Genomic DNA, 17571 nt, shown 5'->3' with positions numbered 1-17571 from the left:
TAATTCCAAGACAATGACGAAAAAGACAAGGTGCTGCTAGTTTAGAGCCACTGGCTAGCATCCTATGGCTTGGATATTACTAGAACGGCATCGGCAAGGACTGACGGCAGTTGCAGGCGTTTTCACTGGCGATTTTTGGGCGCCACTTACTTATTGACAAGATGATCAGGGTAGATTTCATGAATTCGAAGCAACTCCCAGCCATTTGGCTGCGTGCGTTAAAGCGGGCAGTCGGCGTGCTCACCACCACTTTTTTCGCCCTGACTTTTGCCAGTGGGGCAATGGCTCAGCCCGTATTCTCGAAAACGTTCAGCCCTGATAGTATCGGCCCTGGCAGTGTAAGCACGCTGACGTTTACCATTACAAACGGTTCGGCGAGCCAAGTGTCGGCCCTAGCCTTTACCGACGTTTTACCGACAACGCCGGGGGTTATAACCATCGCTGACCCAGCCTTTGCCACCAATACGTGCGGCGGTACATTAAGTGCGCCCGCTGGTGGAGGTACCATTACCTTGAGTGGTGGTGGGGTAGCTGGGTCTGCGAGCTGCCAAGTCAAGGTGGATGTCACCGGAAGCACTGCTGGAACGCATTCAAATGCCAGTGGGGATTTAACCTCCTCGGCCGGTAATAGCGGCATCGCCACCGATGACCTGATCATTGACTCGAATTACCCTGGATTTTCCAAGACCTTTAGCCCGACATCGGTTCAACTCGGTGAGGTTAGCACCTTAACCTTTACCATCGACAACACTCTTGGCGGCAATGATGTGGGTAGACTGGCTTTTACCGATGCACTTCCCGCCGGTCTTGAAATTGCCAGCCCCACCAACGCTATGAATGGATGCGGCGAAATACTGAGTGCGCCTGCCGGTGGTACAGCAATATCTTATACTGCTGACTTTACCAATAATGTCCCAACTCTTGCGGCTAGTGAAACTTGCAACATCTCCGTCGATGTCCAGACAACAGGTGTAGGTCAGTTGGATAACCGGTCCAGCGTTTTAAGCTATGGCATCTATACTTATTTCGGTGAGATATCGATAGTTACCTCAAACAGCGCCAGCGGCATGGCGAGCGATTCGATCGAAGTGATGATTGATGAGTTGGCGTTAACCAAAAGCTTTATCGATGACCCGGTCGCCCCTGGCGGTACCGCCACCCTTGAATTCTCAATCACCAACTTTAACCGCACCGAGGCCGCCACCAGTATCGCTTTTACTGACGATCTGGATGCCACCCTTTCGGGGCTTGCCATTACAGGGGGGCTGCCAGCGTCTCCATGTGGTGGAGGCTCTTCTCTCGTCGGAACGGATACGCTTACCTTTACTGGTGGCAGCTTGGCCGGTGGCGAATCTTGTACTTTCTCTGTGCAGGTGGCGGTACCCGGCGGTGCAGTAGCAGGCGTCTACACCAATATCACCAGTAGCCTAAGCTCCAGTGCGGGTACCTTTTCGCCGGCGACAGGAGCTCTCCATGTTGGGTACGCTCCAGTTTTGCTTAAAGAGTTTTGCGAGCCCGGAGCGCCAGCAGCGGATCCGTGTGTCGAACTCAGTCAAGTGGAAGGGGGGGAGCTTGTCACCGCCCGTTTCACCGTCACCAACCCCGACCCCGACAATGCTGTTACAGGCTTAACTTTCGATGATGATATCGGCGCTTTTATGGCCGGAGCTACTGGTGTAACAGGATCGCAGAGCGACATTTGTGGCGCCGGATCGCTATTCTTCGCTCAAACTGTTAACGACAGTTTGGTTTATAGACTCAACGACGGCAGCTTGGCGGCGGGAGGCTCCTGTACTTTTCAGGTCGACCTTCAGCTTCCAGATTCCATTTCATCGGGAACATACGTTAACGAAACAACGCCAATATCGGGCGAGTTTGGTGGTCCTATAGTTGTAGGTAACCAAGGCGTGGCTCAGGTCAGTAGCCCCGCCGTGCCCCGGTTAACCAAGTCTTTTGCAGATCCGGTAGGGGCAGGCCAAACCGTTGAGCTAGAGTTTACACTCATTGGTGATGAGGCTCTCGACTTCAGCAATATGGCCTTTACCGACGATCTGGACGCTGCGTTAAGTGGGCTTACGGTGACAAGTTATCCGCTCGGTCCTTGTGGCGGTTCACTTTCTGTAACCGGTGGCAATAACCTTGAATTAAGCGGTGCTAGTGTCGCGGCAGGTGAGTCTTGTTTATTTACAGTCACCTTACAAGTACCAATGGCTGCGGCGCCTGGCAGCTACCCCAGTACCACCAGTATGATCTCGGCCACGACCGTTAACGGGCCTGCACAAGGCGCTGTTGCCAGCGATAATTTAGACATTACTTTTGTCGAGTTTCAGAAAAATTTCCTTGATGATCCAGTGGCACCAGGCCAGACAGTCACCTTGGAGTTTCACATCGAAAACTTAGGCGATTCAGATTTAACTGGGTTAACTTTTACCGATGATTTGGATGCCAGTCTCAGCGGATTAACCCCCGTTGATACGGCTGCGCAAAACGACATATGCGGTGCCGGTTCGTCACTCACATTCCTTGGTGGTAACATTCTGATACTAACGGGGGGGAATCTGAGCGCTGGCGAAAATTGCAGTTTTAGTATAGTGCTGCAGGTTCCGGCGGCAGCTGCCGCAGGAGATTATAATAACGTCACATCTAATCTCTCGGGTACTTATGACGGCAATGGTTTCGACTTTTCTGGTGCATCAGACAACCTGCAAGTGAGTGACCCATTGGCTTTGTCTAAGGCGTTTACCGATGACCCGTCCGTACCGGGCGGCATGGTAACTTTAGAGTTTACAGTAACTAACCTTAGCGCCAATGACACTGTTAGTGATATCACTTTTACCGACGACCTCGGTGCGGTATTCGCCGGCCTGGTTTCGAGCAGTGGCATTCAGAATAACGTGTGTGGTACGGGCTCTTCGCTCTCCGGTAGCAGCATCCTAACGTTGGCCGATGGTGAATTGGGACCAGGTGCGTCATGCACCTTCTCGGCGACACTGAGTATTCCGGCCAGCGCCTCGGGTAATGCATACAGCACCAGCTCGGTTGTCACAGGCTCCATTGGTATTGACGATGGGGGGGTGTCTGTAGAGGGGAACTCGGCCAGTGATACACTGAACTTAAACAATGTGACCTTTGCAAAAAGCTTTTCTGGACCAACTACTGCTGCGGGTACCGTTACACTTAGTTTCACTCTAGAAAATCTTGATGTCAGTAATAGTGTTGGCGGGCTGTCGTTTACCGACGACTTGGATGCGGTGATTACCGGCCTTGTTGCAACCGATACGCCGCAGTCGGATATTTGCGGTGTTGGCTCACAAATTAGCGGCACTGACTTGCTAATCTTTACCGGTGGTGAACTCGGTCCTAATGAGTCATGCTCAATCGATGTCGAGCTACTGGTGCCGGCTTCAGCGGCGCCGGGCAGTTATGACAACACCACTTCACATTTGACCAGCAATGGCCTACTGGTGGCCGATGTCGCCTCGGCCGATTTGCAGATCGAGCCACCGCCCACATTTGTTAAGGTATTTGCGCCCAACGCTATCGCACTCAATGGTACCTCAACGCTGACGTTTACCATTGATAACAGCGCCAGTGCCGTGGCCGCAAATTCACTTGCGTTCACTGATAATTTGCCCGCCGGATTGGTTGTTGCGGGCGTGCCAAACGTCTCAAGCACTTGTACTGGCGGCACACTGACGGCTGTTGCCGGCGCGGTCACGATTAGTTTAAACGGCGCCAGTGTGGCGGCCGGCAGCTCTTGCACACTTCAAGTCGACATTGTCGGTAACACTGAGGGCACACTCGTCAACACCACCGGCTCACTGATGTCGAGCTCCGGCGACAGTGGTACCGCCACCGATACCATCGATGTCGTTACTGGCGCCTTTGTCCTGATCAAGTCGTTGCGCACTCAACCGGTGTTGCCCGGTGGGTTAGTTGAGATGGAGCTTTCAATTGTCAATGGCTCTGCTTTTGCGCTTACCAGCATTGCGCTGACGGATAATCTCAATGCCGTAATACCCGGCTTGGTAGCCGAAGGACTGCCGATTGCTGGTGTCTGTGGCGCAGGTTCACAGGTGACCGGCACCAGCATAGTAACTTTGACTGGCGGCAATCTACCCGCAGGCGGTTCTTGCACAGTGGTGGTTCCGGTTCGCGTTCCGGCTGATGCATCAACGGGTACGTTTACCAATACCACCAGTGTTGCCAGTGGTATTCGAGGGGCTGTCGCAGTTGAAGCTGCCGCTAGCAGTGCCGATTTGGTGGTCGAGGCTTTAACGTTTACGAAAACATTCGATTCAGGTTCAGCTGACGCTGGTGGCAGCACCGGTATTACCTTTGACATTATCAACCCGGACCCAGCGAACGCCGTAACCGGCTTGACCTTTACCGATGATCTGGAAGCCTTCATGCCGGGTATGACCGCTACCAGTACACCCATAAGCGATGCCTGCGGGGCGGGTTCGTTGGTTGATGGTACCTCGATCATTGAGTTGACTGGCGGCTCGCTTGCCGCTGGAGGCTCATGCTCGTTCCAAGTGGAGCTCAGTGTTCCCACTAGTGCCGCCGGTGAATACACCAATGTCAGTGGGGAGTTGACATCTGACCTAGGTAATAACGGGAATGCCACGGCCGTATTGCTGATTAATGGCCGGCCCTACGCTTTGCCTTTGCTGAGCTCTTTGTGGTTGGGCTTGCTGGCGTTACTGCTGGCCGTTATCGGCTGGCTTGCATTACGCGCGGCTCGTTTGAAAGTAAACGCTGGATAAATTAAGGGGCTTCAATCGGCGCGTCTGGTAAGAAAAGAGCCATAACAAATAAGTAGCGAATAAATTGTCCGCAGGGTGCTATCAAGCTGCGGAATTTCAATCAATCGGCGCGTTTTGCTGTTCGCGCTAATTAATGGGTGCTGTACCCAATGCCAGTTAAGAGGATTACAACGTGAACACTTATAGGACAATTCAAGTAACACTGTTAGCCGTTGCCATTGCGGCGACTTGCTCGTGGGCCAATGCCCAAGACGCGGCTCTTTTCGAAAGCCATGTCACTCCTAATGCGGTGATGTTTGACCCCACAGACTATGCAAGCTTGGATGCAAAGGTCGATTTGATCGTTAAAGGCCCTGAAAACTTCTACCTTCGCAAAAGTTTTGCCGCCGGCACACCCATTGAATTTGCCCCAGCTATTATGGCCGAAGGCGGATTACTGGACGGTAGCTATCGTTACGAATTACAGATTATGGGTATCAATGGGGTCTCTCGCGATCGCAATAACGACGAGCCTATGACCACTGAACCATTGCAAGGTACTTCCGGCAGCTTCTCGGTATTGAGTGGCCAAATCGTTACCTCTAACCTAGTAGAGACACCGTATGCTGAAGAGTCTTCGAAATCTCTATCATCTGGAACCTCTAAAAGCACAATCGAACCGGTTCGGGCCTACGACCAGCAAATTCTAGATGATCTTATTGTTACTGGCGGTGCGTGCATTGGGCTGGACTGTGTCAATGGCGAAAATTTCGGTTTCGATACCATCCGCTTAAAAGAAAACAATCTTCGGATTAAGTTTGATGATACCAGTAGCTCGGCAAGCTTTCCGAGTGTCGACTGGCAGTTAACTGCAAACGAATCGTCCAATGGTGGACTCAACAAGTTTTCGATTGAGGATGTCACGAATGCGCGTGTCCCTTTTACTGTCGAAGCAAGTGCTCCTAGTCATTCGCTGTATGTGGATGACGCTGGCAGGGTAGGCTTGGGTACCAGTACCCCAGTTGTAGAAGCTCATATCAAAGACGGTGATTCGCCCACCATGCGACTTGAGCAGGATGGTAGCTCGGGCTTTACCGCGCAAACTTGGGATGTTGCAGGGAATGAAACCAACTTTTTTGTTCGCGATGTGACTAACGGTAGCACGTTGCCATTCAGAATTAGACCCAGTGCGCCGTCAAACTCGGTTTATATTGATACAGATGGAGACATTGGGCTAGGTACATCATCACCAGATGCGCCCTTGGAGGTTTCGTCTAGCGAAAGCTTCAACTTTTTCCGTTTGACTGCAACAGGTGCTGCCCCTAACGCTTCAGTCGACTTTACATATACTGACGCCGCAGCTGAAGGCGAGTTACGTATTAATATCGTAGATGGAGATGCGCAAGAGTTTGCGCTAGATGATGATGGAAATCTGACGATCATGGGTTCATTGACTGCCAATGGCTCAGTGTTCCCGGATTATGTCTTCGCGGATGACTATGTACTAATGCCGCTTAATGAAGTGCAAGCATTTATTGAAAAAAATCGGCACTTACCCAATGTGCCTTCAGCGAAAGAGATCGAGGCTGATGGCCTAAACATGACGGATATGCAAAAGCTGATCATGGAAAAGGTTGAAGAGCTCACTCTTTATACGATTCAACAGCAAGAAACCATTGAGGCTCAGGGCAAGTTAATTGCTGAGCTCAGAAGCGAAATCGACAGTTTGAAATAAGAAGTGAATGCTGATTCGGCGCCTTGTGAAATACAAATTCACGAGGCGCTGGGTTTTTATGGAGTTAACGATGAAAAGTCAAGAAGTTTAAGAGCCAGCTGCGCCAAAAGGTTCAAACGAATAAATTGTAAAAGTTTAGACCTAATCTGACATTTCTGGGTTAGCCGAAATCGACTTCTCCTTGGCACTCTTTATACAGCACTTTCAGAGAACACCTCTATAGTATCGAAGAGTCCGTGATATCTCCGAACTTCGGAATCAGTCGGCAGCAGACACTTGACCGTTCCCCCTCTCACCATTTAACCTTCATAGCAGCGACAAAGCGGTAACAGGTCAATCGGTGCCTACCTTAAAAGGCAAACTGCCAATTGTTTGTAAGAGTAAAAGCGATGAACCCTAATAACTACTTTCTAAAGGCTGATTACAGAAGCCATAAAATTCCGCGCCAATATAATGATACTGAAGAAGATGCATTGACCTATCAGTTAGAGGTTTACCAATATGCGGCCAAAATTGCGCAACAATTTGAGTGTCAGAGTGTACTCGATATTGGTTGTGGTTACGCTTTAAAGCTTGCTAAGTACCTGCAGCCCCAATGCCCCAAAATAGTTGGTATCGACCAGGATCACGCAATCAATTACTGTAAAAGCAATCACGGCTTTGGCGATTGGATAGTTGATGATTTGGAAAGCCCAGCAACAACTTTTGAACAAAGTTTTGACCTTATCATTTCGGCGGATGTCATTGAGCACTTAATAGACCCAGATTCACTCTTGAATTTCATTCGATCCAGTGCGTCCGTGAACACTAAAATAATACTATCGACACCTGAGCGTGATTTACGTCGTGGAGCCGAGTCGATGGGCCCTCCAGGCAATCCTGCTCATATTCGGGAATGGAACAAACCCGAGTTCGCCGCCTACCTCAAGAATCGTAATTTGCAAATCTATGATCACCAAATAATGAATTTGAAGGAAGGTATGGCGACATGCCAAACAGTACTTTGTTCTATTTGACAGATTGGAAATATTTATAGTGAGCCTTTTTGTTTTTCCCTTAAATTGAGCATGTCTGAGAATACAGCGTAAGAGAGCTATTTTATGACCAAAGGCAAAATGACCAACCGAGGGCGCTATGGAGACGTATGGGATCAATATGTCACTGAAAGCTTTCCCGCAATACAAGGAGGCGAGCCTTACTCAGGTCAGTCATTAAAGCCTTGGCGCGTTTTAAACCAGTCTGATGATTACTATGCTTGGCCCGGTGACGAATGGGGAGACAAAGCTTCATCCAAGCGGCTATTAGATGAAGCGCTTACTCTTAATGCGGTTAATCTTATTTGTGAGTTTGGTGCAGGAGGCGGACGATATACTCAGCTGTTGCTCGAGAAATACGAAAGTGTGGAGATAATTTCATATGACGTTTCTCAAAAGTTTGAGCAAGTTCTAAGGCAACGTTTTTCTGAGGAAGTTGATGCAGGGAAACTTGATACTGAAATACTACTGGAGGACCCCTATCAGGTTGTCAGGTCTATCAAGAGGCGTGGCAAACTTGGTCAAGTGGATGCCTTCGTGTCATTTGATGCGATGGTTCATGTCGAGCTGCATACTCTATTTATGTATTGGTTTGCTGCAACAAAGTGTTTGCGTATTGGTGGGCAGTTGGCTATGAACGTTGCAAATGCAGGATCTGAATTAGGCTTTATGAAATTGGCCGCTAATGCCCCAGGGGTTTATAGAGGCCAAGGCGGCGTTGGTGGGCATTTCATGTGGATTTCCCCTGATATCGTTCATTACCTATTAACAAACTTAGGGTTTACAGTTAATCTCCTGGAAGGGAATGGAAGAGACCTGTCATTTAGTGCGACCTTGGAAAATCCAGAACGTGGGCGTGTGCTTTTTGAAGCTGCGGGCGCCGATTATTTTAATCGCAACTTCTAATTCGAGAGCTAGTATCATAACTCAGCTGTAACGAGATTGTGAGGCGGAGCTAGGATAACGCCCTGTTGGTGTCTCTATTGGGTGGTTTGTGAGCCTTTGACGGGGCGGTTCTGGCATTAACTAGATTTCTCTTCGTTGGCAAAAGAGTGCCAGGATAAGCCATCAATCGGAAGATTCTTCTGCTGTAGCTGCTTGGCGACAGTTGTTGCTGATTCTTTAGCTAGAGAGTTGTTTCTCGATACTCTTGCAAAAGCAAATATCGAAATGGCCGAGTGAAGGCGTTCCTCGCTGTCGGTGTTATTGTTGAGCGATTGTAGCAATGCGGTTGCATCTTCTAAGCTGTTCAAAGCGAGGAAATGCCGCATGCCATACTTTTCCATTGCGATTGCTTGTAGATTTGTTGGGCCCAATGATGCGAGATGTTGGGCGGGTGTATAAACGTTACCGCGCACGGGTCTAATCATATCCATCGAGGTCGATAGCCAGTTATTGTCTAGATTCAGCTGCGAGAAATTTGCAATATTTGTGAGGACGGTTATGGGGTCTGCAAGCAATTGATCATAAGAGCATTCTAGATATAGTTCTGGAGGAATTCTTGTGGCTTCATTCCGGATCCTCTCTATTCTACGACGCCAAGATGATACATACGCTTTTAAGGTTAGTTGACGTGCTTGATATTTTTCGTATAAGCCGTCGTAAGAAAGGCTGCACCAGTTGTCATAGCCTGCCCCGATCATTAACTGGCAGCCTGGATGCTTTGACATCGAGCGGCTGGTAGCTAAACCGTCCCGAGTGATATGAATGAACCGGCAATTAGGCCATAGTTCGTGAATGATACCCATGTAGAAGCCGTAGTCGGGAGTCTTGTCACCCCAGTGTACGTCTTCGCCGAAGGTTGCATATGCAAACTCCGTCATAAACTCAGGTATAGTTACAAAACCTCTATTGCGTAAACGCTGATGTAGGTCGGCGCATAAAGAGTCATATGAATCGTGCTTGGAGTATGCTAGGTTCACGTCAAAAAGGTTTCTTCCTGAATCCCAAGTGGTTTTTTCTGCTATTTGTAGCAACCGTTTATAGTGCACGCGTTGGGTGCCAACAAACTCAAACATTTTTGGGAGCCAGTGTGTCTCATTAAAAACGAAAATATCTGGGTGCGAATGTATAAGTCCTCGCAAAAGCGTAGTCCCGCATCGACTTGTACCAACTATGCATATTTTCATTTCTATTTGACTCCTGCTTGAGAGAGCAGCTCACCGCTGCGAATTAATCCAAGCTTAACAAGCTGCATGCTACTCTCATATTTTTCGGACTCTGAATGCATTGGGCTTAGATCGGGGCAGTTTTTCATGACATCCCAGTAGGCTGCATATTGTCCTGCCTGGTCCCAATGTTCTTTCCGGGATGCTTCCACTGCTATTGATTCAGAGAAATCTGAAAGCATTTTAAAATGAAGAAGCGCCCCAGAGCTGCTGCCGTGGCGGATACCTCGTACAATATGGGTCGAGGCCTCAAGGTGCATGTCAGGGCCCCATTTGATCAGAGGGGTTTTTGCAAGAACCGGGGGATTTGCAGTTTGTGTTCGCTCATTCCAAAATAGCCGCTGCCTTGGGCCGCCTCTAACAGGAAGGCCGCGGAAGTTGCCACTCTTTGCGAACGTATATCCGCTTCGGTCGAAGTAAGGGCAAGCTGGGGTAAAAGCTTCACCTGGAGAATATTGGACGGTATTAAGCGGCCCGGCAGCATACATATCGAGCAGAAATGTCGGAAATGCATTGGCTCCTTCGGTTTCCAGTGTTTCAATTAGTACTCGAAGCGGGAGGTTTTCAATATTCGGGAATACTAATAACTCATCTGCATCGACAATTAAAACCCATTGTCGTATGTCGAATTCTTCTAGCAGTTGATTAATCCAATCGATTCCGCAACGACTTTTCGAGTAGGGTTGGTCTGTCCAAAAAACAGTGCAGTCATCCTGTTTTTGCAAGAATTCGGTAGTGCCATCATTCGATGCATTATCAATAAAAATAAAATCACTGACGCCGAGGTGGCGATAATATGCGAGAAAGTATGGCAGTCTTAAGCTCTCATTTCGAACGCAGCAATACACCGGGCAGGTGTCAATGGGCGGTTTTAGTCGTCCCTTTTTACTTATTACTTTCAATTTAACTCATCTTCCTAGTATGGATAAAATGGAATAATTATTATGTGCAAGTTTAGGGTTTTGTTTGACGCATTTTCTGCATGTAGTCCGAAAGTCTCGTGTCTACAATAAGTGTATTTTCGCTAATACCTTGGGTTATTTGTTCTTCTGAGAAGGTGGCGCCATCAAAATAATTTTTGAGTTCTCCTCTCTGCTCTAATTGATATAGTTTTCGCCAGGTGTTGCCGACGTTTTTGGCGAGCCTGTTATTGCGATTATATGCCGCGCCGCCTTGCCGTACTCTTTTTTGAAACTCATTGAAGCCTCTTTGGGGGAAGTGAAAAATCAGTATCTCATTGCACTGTTTAACACACGGCGTTTGGGAGTGTAATTCAAATGAGTGATTGCCTTGGTTAATTTTTACATCCGGCCGTCCTCGGTGGCAGATTTTCGGAGGAAGTGGTCGGCCAAGAGAGTTTAAGGAGTGCTTCTCCCGCACGGTCAATTGTGAGTAAAAAGGAAGTTCATTGTCGTAACCATCGGTAGGAGCAAAGTTGCTCCTGCGAACTTTTAATCCGTCAATGTTAGGTGCTACTGAGCCCAAAATGTCTGGAATTTTTTCACTGTTTGATGGCCACCAGAATTCGTCTGCATCTGTGTGCATGATCCAGTCTGCTTTGTACTCCTCAGCTGCAATTCGCGCCATTCTTGTAACCCAAAGATCCTGAGAATAATCGTCCGCTGGTTCAAAAATATAGTGTAGCAACCCTTTTTTTTCGTATTCGCGCAGTATCGTTGCGGTGCCGTCTTGCGAGCAATTGTCTGTTGCTATGATGAAGTCCACGCCCCTGCTTAGGTGATAATCGAGATTTTCTCGGATTAGGGCAGCTTCGTCTCGCACAAGAATTGTCATACAAAGCTTCAAATTTTTCATCCTGTTGCGGCTTAGGTGTGTGCCTTTCTTCTCAGTTCGTGGCCCCAATGAGCCTCACATCTGGAGTGCTAGGTAATGGAAGTTTATGCGTCCTACTTTCTCATTTCAAGTAATAACCTTAGAGGAGGGATTACACAAGCAGCGCATAATGTAAGAGGTTTTATGGCAGGTGTGGCAGTCCCGATTGTAATCCCCAAGTATGGCCGGGTGCCCCAGGCTGGGTACCCTAGTCGAATGACTATTCTATATAACAGCTGGCGAATATATTTTCGTAGATTTTTGCCAGCCCCAATGTATACTAAATAATGAAAGTTCAGTGAAAAATGCAGCTTAATAGAGGGTGACAAGCTACTTGACCATTCTAGCTTAAGGGGTGAAAACTGTTAGGGTTTTTGGGTGAGATTCCTCAAGCTCAAGGAGTGGTCGGTGTACTGGAGGCTCGCGAGCCAACCTCTCGGCTGAGGCGCTTTTCTTCCGACTCCAGGTAGGTCGAGTGCCGCCAATTGTTGAAAACCAGTCAAAATGACGGCTCATAAGGAGTACTTATGTCAAATTCACGATTTGCCCTTCTAACGGCAATACTGGCCCTGACCATCAGCACAGCCCTGGCCCAAGCTCAAGATGCTTTGTTCGTTCATAGCAATGGCAACGTCGGGGTTGGAACCAACACTCCTGGCGCGCCGTTGACCGTGTCTTCGCCGGAAACATACAGTTATTTCCGTATTGAGGCACTTGATGCGCCGGTTAACACTTCCGCGGATATGACTTTTACCGCTGGCCCCAATAGTAATGGCGAATACCGAATAAACGTGGTGGATGGCGACGGACCTGAAATGCGTGTCGATGCTGAAGGGTTTGTGATCGCCGCTACCGGGTTCAAGGTGGGGGACACCTCGCTGGTCGTACCGGACTACGTGTTCGAGCCTAATTACGTCTTGCGGCCCCTAGCTGAGGTCGCTGACTTTGTGGAGACCAATCAGCATCTTCCCGAAGTGCCCTCCGCCGCCGATGTGGCCCGTGACGGACTTGATATGACCGGTATGCAGATGACCCTCCTGAAAAAGGTCGAGGAGCTGACGCTTTATACGCTTGCGCAAGAGGAAATGATCACTGAACTGCGCAGTACCCTCGCAGACGAGCGCGCGCGAACCGATGCCACACTTGCAGCGCTGCAGGATCGAATGAGCCAACTTGAGATCCGGTAGCTGTGATGTATCTTGCTCAACTGAGTCTAGGCCGCCTGTGTAAAAGTTACGCGTAGCTTTCGATACTTACAGCCCATTGTCCGCCTGCCATGAAGACTCGATTTTTTGCCACCAGTAATCAAGTTGGAGCTTTTCCAGGGTTTTAAGCCTCATTTCCGGGTCATCGTAATAGGGCGCAAGCTGCTGCAGCCACTCACGCAATTTTTGCTCGCTTAGCGTGTGTTCATCCCACCCATCTACAATGACTACAGGGAGCTGGGAATAGGCGTCATCGAGGGGTGATAAAGCACTTATGGGAATCGAACCATGGGCAATAGCGGTCCATGCCTTAAGGGTGATTACAAATGGGAGGTTGACCTATGGAAAATGGCAAGCACCGAAGTATACATATAGAATTCACTCAGCTGTAGTTTTCCAGCTCCTCTATTAATGCTCGACGAGCTTTTTCTGGTAATCCTAATGCCTTGATACTGGTTAATTGTTCTGAATTTGGCGTCCATGTGATTTTATTCGCCTTCGGTTTCACGATTTTTAATAGTTCTTCATCATCGCCTTCCCGGAAGATTTTACCTTGCGTATACCGACGTAGGTGTCGAGACCAGTAAATAAACAGCCATGCGGCCTGCTTAAGTGCGTTATCTGTTTTTCGAGAGTGCCCCTGTGGGTGCGTGGCGGTTATAACCTCAGTCATAAGTTGTATCGATTTGTCCTGTTGCGCAATACGGCCCGCGAGGTCAATGATGCATTTAACTGGATCGGGGACGACATAATATAGACTCTCGGCGTACCAGAAATAACGGTCCGGCGCAGGGTGGCCAAACACAAGGTCTAATCGTTCAAGCATTATGTTATCCCAGGCGACGTAACCGTCCTTTCCTGCTAAGTCAGTGCCGCCAAGATCGACCCCTAAATTTGAACATGTTTGGCGTAAATTGTCTTCGTCCAAATTGGGAAAGCCGACAAACCCATAGCGATAGACATCGACCCGCTTTTTATGCTCGCGTAAACGGGCAAGCTCCTGTTGATACTGCGAGGATTGTGCCCCGAACTGGCGATGTAAATAATTCACATATTCGATCTTGGGGTGAATCTGAGATGGGGCGTTGCGAAGACCCCAGGAGCGGTCACATACCAGCTGCGGATTAAGAGTATAGCAGCGCGCTCGGTTAATAAGACGCTCGTGAATGAGCATGTCAGCGGTGTGTTCAAACGTGGAAAGACTTCTTACGGCAAGGGCCGCAAAGGCAGCGTTGCACACGAACATGTAGTTCGACATGCTTGGGCGCTGCGAAAGCTCAACCTGGGGGCATGTTTCGTCGAAGAAGCCTGCTGGACAGTTTGGGCTACCAAGTCGAATCAAGGTCGGCTCTTCTGATCTGAGGCCCGCCTCATTTACCAGATCCCGAAAGCGCGTAGAGTCGAAAACTTCAGCTGCATAACCTGAAAAAACAATGTCATCTTCGCAGATTGCCACGACGGGCCAGCCTTGATCGACACAGTTTTGCAATATTGCCCGGAATGAGAGAGTAACGGCTATTTGAACCGGCAGCAGTACGTTGTTACAAGTGGTCTTGCCGCAATCTAACTTGTTGCAGCGAAAACATGTCGGAAACGTCGTCACTTGCTTTGTTTTGTACAGCTGTGATACTGACTGATCCCGAGGAGTTACCCCATAGAAAAAATCAGGGGGTGGCAACCTGACTTTCTGAAACTCATTAAGGGTGGATTGCTGTCGCGTTTCTTGCCCCGGTAGTGTCAGGCAAAAAAGTTTATCCCAAATGGGGGCGATCAGGGTAGGGCTCTGGCTGCTCATGTTTGTTTAATCTTAGCCATGAGCGTGGCTATGTCTGCATAGCGCCCAGTATCTGTCCACCCTGACAATAGAAACCGCTGTATTTCCGATTGCTCCTTGGCGGAGAGTATTGAGCTTTCGGTAGCTAAAGAGAGGTAGCGGTGGAAAAATTTATACATAGCCATTTCGCCGATCAGTTTTCTGTTGGCTGCGGGAACCAGTCTTACCATGTCGGCAACTGTGTGCATCGCATCATGTACTCTTTCCAGTGCGCTGAACGAATAAGTGGCTGACCCGGAATGAACTCGGTAACAGGCAAGAGGGCGCGGCTCGTACCATATTGGCCCAAAAGCGGCTATGTGGTTCCACAAATCCCAATCGAAGGAGAATAGTCGACCTGGGGAGAAGCCTCCGACGGAACTGTAAGTGCTGCGCCTGACAACAATTGACGGAAATTGTATCCGAATCTCGGAAAGTCTAACCGGCCAGGGGGCTAGCACGCCGCGTTGAGGCCCTTCAGCCAAGGACTTCGATCCTCCAACACCTTGCGCATTGATGTATCGAGTTGCACAGAAGGCCGCCACGATTGATGGATCTTCCTGCATTGGTTTGATCACTGCATCGTAAAAACCAGGTTGAATCAAATCATCTTGGTGCAGAATATGTACAAATTCGCCGCGGGCGTGGGCGATGCAGTTGTTGTGGTTGCCGACTAATCCGAGGTTTTTGGGGTTGCAGATGTAACGAACCCGACTGGGGTATGATGCGACGACCGAGCGGGCCAAGTCATTAACAGACCCGTCATCTATTACTACGATCTCTACTCGTTCTCCCCAGCCTTCTTGATGTAATACACTTTCCAGACACTCTTCCAGCCATTTCGCATCTTTGATCTCGTACACTGGGATCATGACGGAGAGCAGCGGAGAGCTATCGTTATTATTTTCCTTAAGTTGAGTTAGTGTGACATGCGATCTTTGCGTTAGCTGATCCCCAAGCGGCCAAGCTGTAGAGGTTTCATTTCGGTTTCTTTCGAGAGGTGGTTCGGGCGTTTGGAGCGAATGCCGACGGGTAAAGCGGTCCATGAATTTTAGCAAGTGACGCCTTGCGATTTGTAAGGTGCTCTCGTTTTGTACTGCCGGTGTTTTTTTAGTGGCCGGTTCAAAAAGGGATTGGAGATTTTCTGCCCAATGTTGGGCGGCTAGGCGTGCGGTCATCTTAAGTAGGCGCTGTCGTTCTTGGCGCGGCTTTTTGTTATGTTTCTTGCTGTGCCAGCCTCGGAGCGAAAGGTGTCGTTGTTCGGCGGCCTGTAAAAAAAACTGGCTAGCCTTCTGGGGGCGCTCCATTAGCGCATAGATTCGCGCCTGTCTGTCGAGATGATCGGCAGTTTCTCCGCCAATTTGGCTGGCTTGTGCCAGGTGTTCCAGGGCTGCATCCCAACTGCTTAGACGCTCGAGTACATCCGCCAGTGCCAAATGGCACTCTTCAAATTTTGTTTTCTGTTGGAGCGCGCGCGTAAATGCTTTCGCGGCGTCATTCAGCTGACCTGCTTGTCTCAAGGCTTGGCCGTATTGGTGCAAATTTTCTGCAGTGGGGTCCAGTGAAACCGCCTGCTTTAACGCCTTTGCCGCACCAGCGTAATCGCCTTGGCGCTGTAATGTTCCACCGAATGCAATCAGAAATCTAGAGACGGATGCGTCTAACTCGACAGCGTGTCGATAATTTTCGGTAGCCTGTTCGAAATCTTTGAGGCGGCTATTAATATTACCAAGAATAAAATGAAACCGAGCGATGTCAGGCGCCATGGATATGGCGTGCTCGACTTTTCCTCTCGCTTCGGTGGGTGAGCCGCTAGCTAACTGGCGCATGCCCTCTTCCACATGCCAACTTGGGAGTAAATGGGTTGTTCCCGATCCAGCTTGCCCAGGGCTTCGTTTCTGCCAGTGAGTTTTCCACCAACCCCAAATTTCTTCGAATGTGTCTGCCAAATCTCTCAGGGAGCCTTGTAGGGTTTGCGCTACGTCTTCGACTGCAGCCATAAACTCAGGCTGCCCAATGGTGCTATGCGGTTTTTCTGCTGCGTCGCTTGTTATGAGTTTTTGATCGAGGAAGCTCGTCACTTGACTTGTCGCCAGATCAAGATCAAGCCCGGCAATTTCCGCCGTGTCGATGGCTTTTGAAAGAGTAGTGTGCCAGTCAGCCATAAGCTCTTTAAAGCTGACAATAGTGCGGCTCATGCCCCGCGAGTTACGTTCTGCTTCAAGTGTGTAGGTTAGCCAAAGTTCGAGAGAGGAGAGCAGTTTCATCCGATCCCTTGCGAACAACGACTCTGCAACATCAAACGGGCTTCGATATGCGATGATGCATTGTGATTCCAGATCGCATTTTTTGGCTGCCTCACGCCATACCATTATCAATCTGCAAAGCCGTGGATCTTTGAGGATAAGGGGCCGCTTACAAGGGCCCATGGCGTCAATTTCAGATTTCAGCACTGCAGCTGCCGCATTGATATTGGGGCGACTGACTAAACTGTTATGCTGTTCATTGGTAAGGGGTTTCGGATCCGACCAGTGGCGGTCGACCTGTTGTAAGAGCCGATTATTCAATTCAACGACGCTTTTGGGCTCCCAGTAGCCCCGAGGGTTGTCCTGATTTGGGGGAAGGACTTGTGCCGGAATGTGCCCACCGGCGTAGCCTAATACCTTCGCAAGTGCTGAGGTTCCCGAGCGATGCATGCCAAGTACGAATACAACCGTGGGCTGTGTTTCTGTGGTTTTCGTTGAAATCATCTTCGGTATGTCGTCAGCTCCACTTTGCTCAGGTAAGCGAGATATTTGTTTCGATATACGCTCGTTTTCGTCTCAATATCGGAGCAGTCGAAATATCTAAGCGGCAGGGTATTGGCTCCGGCAATGATTTTGGTGTACATCGGCAAACAAAAGATTCAATAGGCATTTTATGTAAAAGTGAGTCTACACCGCCCCTCGACAGGGAACAACCAGTTTGGAGGGTACATTTTCGGTGGTGAGTGTTGCGGGCGTTGGAAGTGATTATCGGAGGGGTGGAGGTGAGCT

10 protein-coding genes are annotated in these 17571 nt (G+C 49.2%); 5 read left to right on the top strand and 5 right to left on the bottom strand.

What is annotated here, in order from left to right; translation table 11 throughout:
• The first annotated feature begins 179 nt into the window (after positions 1 to 179).
• The 4 genes from Q4563_RS03440 (at position 180) to Q4563_RS03425 (ending at position 8423) form a co-directional block, all read left to right on the top strand.
• Positions 180 to 4769 carry a DUF7933 domain-containing protein gene (locus Q4563_RS03440; RefSeq protein WP_303603602.1) on the top strand — a complete coding sequence of 1530 codons (4590 nt, stop codon included), beginning with the start codon at positions 180 to 182 and terminating at the stop codon, positions 4767 to 4769.
• Positions 4770 to 4941: 172 nt separating this feature from the next.
• On the top strand, positions 4942 to 6483 hold the full coding sequence (locus Q4563_RS03435) for a hypothetical protein (protein ID WP_303603601.1): 1542 nt from the start codon (positions 4942 to 4944) through the stop codon (positions 6481 to 6483).
• A 389-nt stretch (positions 6484 to 6872) separates the two neighbouring features.
• Complete coding sequence (locus Q4563_RS03430; RefSeq protein ID WP_303603600.1) at positions 6873 to 7499, top strand: class I SAM-dependent methyltransferase; 627 nt, start codon at positions 6873 to 6875, stop codon at positions 7497 to 7499.
• 84 nt (positions 7500 to 7583) lie between these two features.
• Positions 7584 to 8423, top strand: coding sequence for a class I SAM-dependent methyltransferase (locus Q4563_RS03425; RefSeq protein ID WP_303603599.1), 840 nt, complete (start codon positions 7584 to 7586; stop codon positions 8421 to 8423).
• 116 nt (positions 8424 to 8539) lie between these two features.
• Here Q4563_RS03425 and Q4563_RS03420 read toward each other — a convergent pair whose 3' ends face one another.
• The 3 genes from Q4563_RS03420 to Q4563_RS03410 are packed head-to-tail and all read right to left on the bottom strand — an operon-like array spanning position 8540 to position 11500.
• Positions 8540 to 9646 carry a sulfotransferase family protein gene (locus Q4563_RS03420; protein ID WP_303603598.1) on the bottom strand — a complete coding sequence of 369 codons (1107 nt, stop codon included), beginning with the start codon at positions 9644 to 9646 and terminating at the stop codon, positions 8540 to 8542.
• Positions 9647 to 9648: 2 nt separating this feature from the next.
• On the bottom strand, positions 9649 to 10587 hold the full coding sequence (locus Q4563_RS03415) for a glycosyltransferase family 2 protein (protein ID WP_303603597.1): 939 nt from the start codon (positions 10585 to 10587) through the stop codon (positions 9649 to 9651).
• A 52-nt stretch (positions 10588 to 10639) separates the two neighbouring features.
• Positions 10640 to 11500: a glycosyltransferase family 2 protein gene (locus Q4563_RS03410; protein WP_303603596.1), complete on the bottom strand. Its 861-nt coding sequence runs from the start codon at positions 11498 to 11500 to the stop codon at positions 10640 to 10642.
• Between the two features lie 545 nt (positions 11501 to 12045).
• On the opposite strand from Q4563_RS03410, the gene Q4563_RS03405 reads away from it, so the two are divergent.
• Positions 12046 to 12705: a hypothetical protein gene (locus Q4563_RS03405; protein WP_303603595.1), complete on the top strand. Its 660-nt coding sequence runs from the start codon at positions 12046 to 12048 to the stop codon at positions 12703 to 12705.
• Positions 12706 to 13105: 400 nt separating this feature from the next.
• Here Q4563_RS03405 and Q4563_RS03400 read toward each other — a convergent pair whose 3' ends face one another.
• A complete protein-coding gene (locus Q4563_RS03400; protein ID WP_303603594.1) occupies positions 13106 to 14518 on the bottom strand; it encodes a hypothetical protein in 1413 nt (470 codons plus the stop codon).
• Positions 14515 to 17286, bottom strand: coding sequence for a glycosyltransferase (locus Q4563_RS03395; protein ID WP_303603593.1), 2772 nt, complete (start codon positions 17284 to 17286; stop codon positions 14515 to 14517). Before Q4563_RS03395 ends, Q4563_RS03400 begins: the two co-directional genes overlap by 4 nt.
• Between the last annotated feature and the right edge of the window lie 285 nt (positions 17287 to 17571).

The organism is Gilvimarinus sp. 1_MG-2023 (assembly GCF_030548285.1).
The sequence above is the reverse complement of the archived record's forward strand: the minus strand, read 5'-3'. Positions and strand labels throughout refer to the sequence as shown.